Source organism: Cupriavidus sp. SIMBA_020 (assembly GCF_046535395.1).
GTDB classification, from domain to species: Bacteria; Pseudomonadota; Gammaproteobacteria; order Burkholderiales; family Burkholderiaceae; genus Cupriavidus; species Cupriavidus campinensis.
Genome location: NZ_JAWRWU010000163.1, coordinates 1 through 359, shown reverse-complemented (window position 1 = coordinate 359; position 359 = coordinate 1). Strand labels below are relative to the sequence as shown.

Below are 359 nucleotides of genomic sequence, written 5' to 3'. Positions count from 1 at the left end.
CTCCGCGGCCGCCAAGATCTTCGGGCCCATCGAACCGGCCGCGAAGCCCAGTTTCTCCAGTTCGTCGGGATGCGCGCTCGCGATCGCCTTTTGTGACGACGTGTTCCAGTCGACGTACGCGGCGTTCACATCGGTGGCGATGATCAGCATGTCCGCCTGCAACTCCTGCGCGAGCAGTGCGGAGCACAAATCCTTGTCGATCACGGCCTCCACGCCGCCCAGCTTGTGGCCTTCGCCGTAGAGCGTTGGAATGCCGCCGCCGCCCGCGCAAATCACGATCGTGCCGCGCTCCAGCAGCCATTTCACCGGACGGATTTCGAAGATGTGCTTCGGTCGCGGACTCGCCACGACGCGGCGGA

1 pseudogene is annotated in these 359 nt (G+C 64.9%); it reads right to left on the bottom strand.

The annotated features are described in order from the left end of the window. Nucleotides 1–359: pseudogene (locus SB751_RS28635) on the bottom strand (carbamate kinase); the annotation flags it as partial.